Below are 7622 nucleotides of genomic sequence, written 5' to 3'. Positions count from 1 at the left end.
AAAGAGCTTAACAACGTATTGTTTCGAGGGAAATGCATTAAGTCTAAGTGAGCTTTACGCTAAAATCCCTAAAAACCATAAAGCGGAAATTCTGGGCTCAGTTCGTGTTCAAACCATAACAGGTTTATCTCTTAAGATTGTCTTCGTCCAGAATCGGAACAACCGCAGAGATTGGTTGGCAATTCTAACAACAGATATTGCCTTAGATAATGCTGAGATTATAAGGATTTATGGGATGCGTTGGGGTATCGAGACCTTTTTCAAAGTGGCTAAATCACACTTAAAACTGGGTACCGAATTCCAAGGACGGTCATTCGATATGATGATTAGCCACACAACAATAGTCTTTACTCGTTATCTCATCCTTGAGTGGGAGCGTAGAAAAAATAACGATGAACGTTCACTGGGAGGATTGTTTTACCTTTTTGCAGATGAGGTAATGGATTTAGACTTAAAAACAGCCTTACGTCAATTGATGGCATTTGTACTCGATCTACTACCGAACAAACCCAAGAACAAAGAATCGCTTAGTCAACTACACAACTGGATTAGTGATTTGCCCAGTTATATTAGGGCTTTATTTGCACAACTGGGGTGCGAAAGTTGAGTAAATAACTAATTACTAATTACTAATTTATTTTTTGCTTAAACTCCCAGTGGTGATAAAACTCCACTCCACTCTTCTGTCTTTCACCCTAAGATATTGCGAAATCTATCCTGAAAATGGCTTTTCATTCTTTTAATGTCATCTTGAAGCTAAGAATTACAATTTTCGTAGTTTTTTTATAACCATGAAGGTAATTCGATAATATACGACGAATAATAAATCTATCTATTATAAAACACAATCAAATTAAGGAAGGTGTAATTGTAACAATGAAAAAAAGTCTTTCAAAATGGTTTACTGGAATGATGATCGGAACTCTGCTGCTGACTACTGCAGGATGTGGAGGGGGTTCTGCTCCCGCTGCAAATTCTAATTCACAAGGTGAATCTGCTAAACTCGGTGTTGTCGCCTATATGAGTGGCGGCGGAGCTGCCTATGGTCAATCACAGAAGGAAGGTCTGGATCTCGCTAAGGATGAGATCAATGCTCAAGGCAAGGTTAAAATTGACCTTGTGTATGAGGATTCCCGTGGGAATAATACTGAAGCCATTAATGCCGTTAACAAATTAATCAACAAAGATAATGTCGTAGGACTTATTGGACCGACCCTCAGCGGAGAAATGTTTGCGGCCGGCCCGATTGCCAACCAATCAGGCGTACCAATCATGGGAACTTCAACCACAGCCGAAGGGGTAACGGATATTGGGGAGTTTGTCTTCCGGAATGCTTTGCCAGAATCTTCAGCAGTCCCCCAAGCCGTTAAGAAGGCCGTCGAGAAATATAACTTGAAAAAGGTAGCGGTTATGTATTCAAGTAATAACGACTGGGCCGTGTCCGGCTATAAGACGATGGAAAAAGCCCTCAAGGATAATGGAGTGGAGATCATCGCTACCGAAACGTTTGCTGATAAAGATACGGACTTTTCCGCTCAGTTGACTAAAATTGCTTCGTTAAAGCCTGATGCTGTAATGGTATCGAGCCTCTATCAGGAAGCGGCCCTCGTTTTAAAGAAAGCCAGAGAAATTGGGATAACTGTTCCCTTTGTCGGAACGAATGGCTTTAACTCTCCCGAGCTAATCAAGATCGCCGGACAAGCAGCGGAAGGCGCGATTGTGGCTAGCCCTTGGTACCCTGGCAAAGAAAATGAAAAGATTAAAAAGTTTGTTGCTGACTACAAAGCTAAATATAATAAAACGCCCGATCAGTTTGCCGCCCAATCTTATGATGCACTTCACATTTACGCAGCTGCGTTGGAAAAATCCGGATCAACCACAGATCGCCAAAAGCTCCGCGACAGCCTGGCGACCATTAAGGATTTCGAAGGTGTGACTGGAAAATTTGCTTTTGACGAAAAACGGAACCCTTTAATGGATGCTACAGTTTTAATCGTTAAGGACGGTCAGTTTACAGAGTTAAAATAAACTTTAGGAGTGAAGGTTTTGTTCTGGCAACAATTGGTCAATGGTTTGACATTGGGAAGCACTTATTCACTAGTTGCTTTGGGATATACCCTCATTATGGGGGTCCTAAACATCATCAACATGGCTCACGGAGAGATATTTATGTTCGGAGCTTTCGTCGGATTATTTCTGGTGACTTATCTGAAGGTAAATATCTTTGTGGCTATGGCTGGCGCCATGGTGGCCTGTGCGTTGCTAGGTATTCTGATGGAAATGCTGGCCCTGCGTCCTCTACGGCGCCGGGCCGTTTCCGATCTGGCTCCTTTAATTAGCACGATCGGAGTATCAATTTTTCTTGAAAATCTAGCATTAAAGATCTTTGGGCCTCAATCACAAACTTTTCCTTCGGGAGCATTATCAGGGGTTCAGATCCAACTAGGATCGATTCAAATTTCGCTTGTTCAAATTATAATTCTCGCCATATCCTTCGGCTTGATGTTTGTTCTTAGATTTTGGCTGTCTAAAACCCGTGTTGGCAAAGCCATCCGAACAACTGCTGAAAGCATCGATACAGCCAACCTGCTTGGTATTAACACCAACAAAATAATCTTACTAACCGTCGCACTCGCTTCAGGATTAGGAGGAATTGCTGGAGTTCTGGTCGGACTCTCTATTAATGCCGTTGAGCCCACGATGGGATTAAGCATGGGCTTGAAAGGGCTTGCTGTTCTAATCTTTGGTGGAATGGGAAATATCACCGGAGCAATGGTCGGAGGCCTGATTTTAGGGATAGCAGAAGTATTCACGGTTGCTTACGGCGCCTCTTCCTATAGAGATGCTGTAGCCTTTGGTATGATTATTCTAATTTTGTTTATTCGTCCTCAAGGACTTTTTGGGTCTTCGACTCGGAAGGGAGGACGTTTTTAAGTGGACGTTATCTTGAACCAATATTATCTACAAATTGCCATCTTTGTTTTGTTAAATGCCATCCTTGGGGTAAGCATTTATCTGACGCTAGCGACCGGGCAGTTATCTCTGGGAAATGCTGGTTTTATGAGCATTGGAGCCTATACTTGTGCAATCCTGACTGTAAAAGCAGGTTTACCCGTCTATCTGGGCATCCCAATCGGGGGTATTGCTGCAAGTTTTATTTCCATAATTATTGGATTTCCTGCCTTAAGACTTACAGGGATCTACTTGGCGATTGCCACCCTCGGCTTTGGAGAAGTTGTACGAGTTATCGTTTTAAACCTGAAGGTTACCAATGGTGCATTGGGAATATCCGGAATTCCAACCCTTGGGGCTAAGATTGGCAAAGCCCTGTCTGCCTTAGGTTTCCCCCATGGGGTTGGTGGCTTAACTGCTCAGCAGACGAGTAACTTGATGGTCTTAGTTGTCCTGCTCCTCTGTCTCTCTTTTCTGATCTTTTTTTGTACAAGACTTAACCGATCCAGAGTTGGTCGGGCCTTTGCAGCTATTAAAGCCGATGAACCTGCGGCCGAAGCTATGGGGATCAATACGACATATTATAAACTGCTCGCTTTTGCTCTAGGGGCTTTAATTGCTGGGATTGCCGGCGGTCTATCTGCTCATTTAACTTTTTTTATCGGACCGAAGGATTTTGCCTACAACCGTACCGTTGAAATTCTCACTTTTGCTGTCTTAGGTGGCAGCGACTTAATTATAGGGCCCATTGTCGGAGCATTACTGCTAACCTTGCTGCCTGAACTGTTGCGCTCAGCTTCTGAATATCGTCTAATGATTTATGGAGCGCTGATGGTTGCTATGATGGCCTTTCGGCCTCAGGGGTTGATTAGTGAGGAGACAGTTCGTTTCTGGAAACGCAAGCTTGGAAGGGGGATTAAACAATGACATTAGTCCTTGATCAAGTGAGTAAAAGCTTTGGCGGTTTGGCGGCGTTAGGTAATGTGAGTTTTACCGTGAATGGCGGGGAAATCGTAGGGATTATCGGTCCAAATGGTGCCGGAAAGACGACTCTCTTTAACCTGATCACCGGGATTTTTCCACCTAGCAGCGGAAAGATCTCCTACAAGGGTAAAAATTTGTTAGGAATACGGCCATATAAGGTTACGTCGTTAGGCTTAGCTCGCACATTCCAGAATATTCGCCTGTTCGGCCATATGAGTCCGCTGGACAATGTTATGGTCGGGGCACATTGTCGAACTAAGGCCGGGGTATGGAAGGGATTATGGCGTACTCCCGCCCAACGCAAGGAAGAGAAAAGGACCAGCGAACGAGCTCAAGCTCTCCTTCAGTTAGTCGGAGTTGAAAATGACACGGATACTCCCGCTGGTTCGCTCCCCTATGGGCAACAACGCCGCTTGGAAATCGCCAGGGCGCTGGCAACAGAACCCGAGATAATTCTTCTCGATGAACCTGCCGCAGGAATGAATGAGAGTGAAACCGAAGACTTGCGTCTTCTGATCAAGAAAATACAACTGATGGGGAAAACCGTCATCTTAATTGAACATGATATGAATCTTGTCATGAACGTTTGTGATCGACTTGTGGTAATTAATTTCGGACAAAAGATTGCTGAAGGTACTCCGGCCGAGATTCAGAAAAACCCGTTGGTCATTGAAGCTTATTTGGGCCGGGAGGAGGCATAGAGATGCTGAACATCAGCGGTTTGTCGACAAGTTATGGCAGTATAAGGGCGATTAAAGGGATTGACCTCGACGTTCCCCAAGGCTCGATTGTTTCTCTCATCGGGGCGAACGGAGCCGGAAAGACGACCACTATGAAATCTCTGGTTGGGCTTCTCAAGGCTCAGGCTGGACAGATTAAGTTCCTAAACCAGGAGATTCGAGGTTTGGCCCCTCACAGAATTGTAAGTCTGGGCATGTCTCTGGTCCCAGAGGGACGAAATGTTTTAGCAGGGATGACGGTTCTGGAAAACTTGGAGATGGGAGCCTATCAAAGAAAAGATAAAGAAGTTCAGGCAGATTTAGAAAAGGTTTTTAAGCGTTTTCCGATCTTAGAAGAACGCAAACAACAATTAGGAGGAACACTTTCTGGAGGGCAGCAACAAATGCTGGCGATCGGCCGTGCTCTGATGGCTAGACCTAAGCTGCTACTACTTGATGAACCCTCCATGGGCCTAGCCCCTCTGGTCGTTGCCGATATCTTTAAAGTCATTCAAGAGATCAATCAGGAAGGTACAACGATTCTCCTCGTTGAGCAAAATGTTCGTCAAGCCTTAAAGATTGCTCACTATGCCTATGTTCTGGAAACAGGAAAGATCGTCCTGCATGGGAAGGCTGAAGAGGTTGCCAAAAATCCTCGGGTTATGGAAGCCTATCTGGGCGGGATGAAGGCTGATACTTAAATATTAACGAGCGTTTGCATACGCTAATCCCTTACTATAATCCCCTCTTTTGTTTATGCCTACCGGTCCAACCACTAAACCAAAGGAGAAGAGGTCAACCATGGGAAAGCAAACCTATAAAATCGTAAAAAGTAAGGTCACAGAAGGGCTCAAGGATATGGAGTCTCGCAAAGGGAGATTTCGCGCTTTTGATGCGATCCGCCCAGCCATGTTAAAGATGGTTCCCAATTATCCCGAGCTTTCTAATCGTTTGCGCCAGATCAAAGAATATAGCATGGATCATTTAGATGAAGTGATCGCCAAAGCACAACGATCGTTGGAAGAAAAGGGCTGCAAAGTGTATCTGGCTGATACTGCTGAGGATGCCCAAAACTATATCGCGAGCCTCATTCCGAAGGAGGGCTTGGTCGTTAAGTCCAAATCCAATGCCGGTAAAGAAATTAATATTTCCCATTACCTTGAAGATCGTGGCGTAACAGTCGTTGAAACAGATCTGGGAGATCGAATTAATCAGCTGGCAAAGTGTGAAGCGAGTCACTCGCTGGCTCCAGCGATCCATCTTTCAATCGAAAAGATAACCCAGCTCTTTTCTGAAGAGGAGGGAATTCAATTAGAATGTACTCCCGAAGCCTTGGTCGTTTCTGCCCGTAAGGGACTCCGCGACTTTTTGGTTAAAGCGGATGTTGGAATCTCGGGGGCCAATGCGATTGCAGCAGATACGGGGAGCATTTTCGTAACTGAAAATGAAGGGAATATCCGGGCGGTTTCAATGATGCCTAAAGTTCACATTGTGATTGCCGGTGTGGAGAAAATCGTCTCGACCCTTGAAGATGCTATGCAAGTTGTACGGGCGGCAGCAGTCTATGGCGTAGGTCAGGACATCGGAACCTATGTTTCGGTGATCTCAGGAGTCAGTGAATCCCTAGACCCTGATCTGGACGAAGATACACACGGTCAGGGTCCTAAAGAAGTGCATATCGTTTTATTGAAAAATGGTCGTCAGGAAGCGATTGAGGCAGGATTTCAAGAATCCCTATACTGTATCAATTGCGGAAGCTGCTTAAACTTTTGTCCAGTTTATGCGGAAGTCGGCAGCAAGTACGGCTATAAATATCTGGGGGGACGAGGCTTAGTCTTTGCCGCCTTTCATGGCGACCTAGAAAAGACTGAAGAAAACGGCTTATCTCTTTGTATCGGCTGTCAAAAGTGTCAAACCGCCTGCCCCGTACAAATGGCGACCCCCAATATGTTATGGAAGCTTCGGCAAGATGCTGTGGCTCAAAAAGGGGTAGGTTGGAAGAAGAATTTAATCTTCTCGATGTTAAGCAAACCTCAAACCCTGCCTGTGGTCAATAAACTAGCGACAACCTTTGGAAAGCTGGCCTTAAAAGAGTCTGATAAGGGGATGACCTCCCGTTTGACGTTAAATTCCTTCGGCTTACCGCAAGAGCGTGTAATTCCCCGCTTCTCCGGCAAGTCCTTTACGGAAATTGCCAAACCAAAACCACTTGCTAAACCGGTTAAAAAAGTCGGTTTTTATCCAGGGTGTGTCGTGAATTACACTGAGACAGATCTGGGCGAAGCGCTACTTCATGTCTTAGCAGAAAATAACGTTGAGGTTAAACTTGCTAATGAGGATGTTTGTTGCGGAATTCCTAGTATTGTGAGCGGAGACCTAGATCACGCCAAAACTATGGCTTTAAAAAACATTGCGGCTTATAGTTCTTTAGAGATGGATGCTTTGGTTTTTGTTTGCCCGAGTTGTGCCGTTGCTTTCAAAGAGGAGTACCCTAAACTGTTTGCCGAGGATTCCCCGGAGCTTCAGAAAAAGGTGAGAAACCTTGCTCTGAAGGTAAAAGATATTAACGAATTTCTCAGCCAAGATATTCGGTTAAAGCCACCTGAGCACAGAGTCGCAGAAACGGTGACCTATCATGATCCTTGTCATCTCGCTCGGAGTATGGGTGTGAAAAAGGAACCCCGGGAAATTATCCAAAAGATCCCTGGAGTGAATTATGTAGAAATGCAGGACGCCGATATGTGTTGTGGATTTGGTGGTTCGTTCAGTTTAAGCTTCTATGAACTTTCACAACGGATTAATGAAGGAAAATTGAAGGACGTTGCGGATACTCAGGCCACCACTTTGGCGACGAGTTGTCCCGGATGCATGGTTCATTTTCGCGATGGCATTGCTCAGCACGCTATGAAGCAAAAAGTTTCTCACGTGGTTCAGATTCTGAGCCGAGCCTATGGGAGGAGATGAGAA

6 protein-coding genes and 1 pseudogene are annotated in these 7622 nt (G+C 44.9%); all 7 read left to right on the top strand.

The window, feature by feature from the left end:
- Window positions 1-607: pseudogene (locus DSBG_RS12135) on the top strand (IS4 family transposase); the annotation flags it as partial.
- Window positions 608-876: 269 nt separating this feature from the next.
- Window positions 877-2028: an ABC transporter substrate-binding protein gene (locus tag DSBG_RS12130; protein ID WP_068964589.1), complete on the top strand. Its 1152-nt coding sequence runs from the start codon at window positions 877-879 to the stop codon at window positions 2026-2028.
- 18 nt (window positions 2029-2046) lie between these two features.
- On the top strand, window positions 2047-2934 hold the full coding sequence (locus tag DSBG_RS12125; RefSeq protein ID WP_068964588.1) for a branched-chain amino acid ABC transporter permease: 888 nt from the start codon (window positions 2047-2049) through the stop codon (window positions 2932-2934).
- A complete protein-coding gene (locus DSBG_RS12120; protein ID WP_068964587.1) occupies window positions 2935-3879 on the top strand; it encodes a branched-chain amino acid ABC transporter permease in 945 nt (314 codons plus the stop codon).
- Window positions 3876-4637 carry an ABC transporter ATP-binding protein gene (locus DSBG_RS12115; RefSeq protein ID WP_068964586.1) on the top strand — a complete coding sequence of 254 codons (762 nt, stop codon included), beginning with the start codon at window positions 3876-3878 and terminating at the stop codon, window positions 4635-4637. The genes DSBG_RS12120 and DSBG_RS12115 overlap by 4 nt, the downstream gene beginning before the upstream one ends.
- Before the next feature lie 2 nt (window positions 4638-4639).
- Window positions 4640-5356 (top strand): ABC transporter ATP-binding protein, encoded by a 717-nt coding sequence (locus DSBG_RS12110; RefSeq protein ID WP_068964585.1) that lies wholly within the window; start codon window positions 4640-4642, stop codon window positions 5354-5356.
- A 100-nt stretch (window positions 5357-5456) separates the two neighbouring features.
- The gene (locus DSBG_RS12105; protein WP_068964584.1) at window positions 5457-7619 is read left to right on the top strand and encodes an LUD domain-containing protein; all 2163 of its coding nucleotides are present in this window, start codon (window positions 5457-5459) and stop codon (window positions 7617-7619) included.
- Window positions 7620-7622: the final 3 nt, after the last annotated feature.

This window comes from Desulfosporosinus cupriresistens, assembly GCF_001707885.1.
Taxonomy (GTDB): domain Bacteria; phylum Bacillota; class Desulfitobacteriia; order Desulfitobacteriales; family Desulfitobacteriaceae; genus Desulfosporosinus.
Note: the sequence above shows the minus strand (reverse complement) of the source record. Positions and strands in the feature narration are given on the sequence as shown.

Coding starts and splice junctions, on each gene's coding strand:
- DSBG_RS12130 (WP_068964589.1), top strand. CDS start 877: ATGAAAAAAAGTCTTTCAAAATGGTTTACTGGAATGATGATCGGAACT.
- DSBG_RS12115 (WP_068964586.1), top strand. CDS start 3,876: ATGACATTAGTCCTTGATCAAGTGAGTAAAAGCTTTGGCGGTTTGGCG.
- DSBG_RS12110 (WP_068964585.1), top strand. CDS start 4,640: ATGCTGAACATCAGCGGTTTGTCGACAAGTTATGGCAGTATAAGGGCG.
- DSBG_RS12105 (WP_068964584.1), top strand. CDS start 5,457: ATGGGAAAGCAAACCTATAAAATCGTAAAAAGTAAGGTCACAGAAGGG.